Annotated in this window: 2 protein-coding genes; both read left to right on the top strand. The window is 36.4% G+C overall.

Features of this window, described 5'->3' with window-relative positions:
• Positions 1-794 (top strand): replication initiation protein RepM (gene repM, locus FTV41_RS14680; RefSeq protein WP_179996759.1); only part of this gene is annotated, 794 nt, incomplete at its 5' end.
• Between the two features lie 78 nt (positions 795-872).
• Positions 873-1403, top strand: a complete 531-nt coding sequence (locus tag FTV41_RS14675) for a plasmid replication DNA-binding protein (RefSeq protein WP_179996758.1) — start codon at positions 873-875, stop codon at positions 1401-1403.
• The last annotated feature ends 40 nt before the right edge of the window (positions 1404-1443 follow it).

Raw genomic sequence — 1443 nt, 5'->3', positions numbered from 1 at the left:
TAGAACTAAATGCTCTTAGATATGCTAAAGCCTTTAATGTTTCATCCGACGCAGCATATTTAGCCTTAACTGAGGCTGAAGATTCTTTATTTAAAAGACAGTTTACTATTACTAATGAAGACGGGACTTTAACAAAAAGTCGCTGGATTCAAGATGCTAATTATCGAAAGGGTGAAGGTCGGATATTGGTGACTCTAACTCGTGTCGTAATTGAACACGTCACAAAAATAGATGGCTTTGAACAATATTTTACTAGCTACCATCTTAAAAAAACTTCGGATTTCAAAAGTGTTTATGCTGTACGACTTTATGAATTGTTAATGCAATGGAAGTCTGTAGGAAAAACGCCTGTTTATGAATTAAATAAATTTCGTAGTCAACTTGGTATAGGTGTTAACGAATACACTCGAATGGAAGCATTTAAGAGACGTGTTTTAGATATTGCAGTAGACCAAATCAACGAATTTTCAGATATCAATGTTAAATACGAACAGCATAAAAAAGGTCGTTCAATCTCAGGATTTTCTTTTAGCTTTAAGCCAAAGAAAGCAACTATTCGATCTATAGAAACTAATAGAGACCCTAATACAACTGATCTGTTCTCGAGAATGACAGATAAGCAACGCCACTTATTCGCTACTAAACTTTCCGAACTACCAGAAATGGGTAAGTATTCTCAGGGTACAGAAAGCTATCCACAATTCGCTATACGTATTGCTGAAATGCTTCAAGATAGTGAAAAATTCCAAGAATTATTCCCTTATCTTCAAAAAGTTGGCTATCAAGCTGCCTAAAATTTATACTTGATCATTTGTCTATTAGGCAGTCTAATAGGCAGTAACTTTTTACAAGTTTAGGCATAGATTTACAGGATGAAAACCCTTACAGTTCTTGAGCTTTCTAAGCTTTACAATATCAATAGACAAACGATTTACAACAACATAAAGAAAGGAATTTTAAGCAAAAATTCTGAAAATAAGATTGATCTAGCAGAGGCTATCCGTGTTTTTGGGGAGCCAGTTAAAAAACAGGATGTAAAAGAATCTGTAAAAATAGACAGTCCAAATTCGGCAGAAGTTTTACTGCTTAGACAGCAGATAGACATGCTGAAAAATCAGCTTGATGATGCCAAAGATCGGGAATCTTTCTATCAAAACCAAATTGAAACGATGCAACGCCTATTAGAAGCCCCAAAACCTAATATGACTACGTTTACCGATCAAGAATTAGTGCAACCCAGCATAGTCAAACCAGATCCCGAACCTGACACAGCAGAAACTAAACATGACGGATTGACTACTCCCGAGCAGAGGGAAAATAAGCGGATTCCCGTGCCGGAGCATGTTGAACAGGAACCGGAGAAAAGGGGCTTTTGGAGCCGTTTTTTTAGACCCTATGATTAACCACGATTGTTAAACTGATATGAACAAAGTCGTGAAACAT

The sequence above is a fragment of the Acinetobacter sp. YH16051 genome (assembly GCF_013417135.1).
Classification (GTDB): Bacteria; Pseudomonadota; Gammaproteobacteria; order Pseudomonadales; family Moraxellaceae; genus Acinetobacter; species Acinetobacter towneri.
This window is presented reverse-complemented; position numbering and strand designations above follow the sequence as displayed.

What these genes read in the sequence shown, in the direction of transcription:
- FTV41_RS14675 (WP_179996758.1), top strand. Translation starts at nt 873, where the DNA reads ATGAAAACCCTTACAGTTCTTGAGCTTTCTAAGCTTTACAATATCAAT.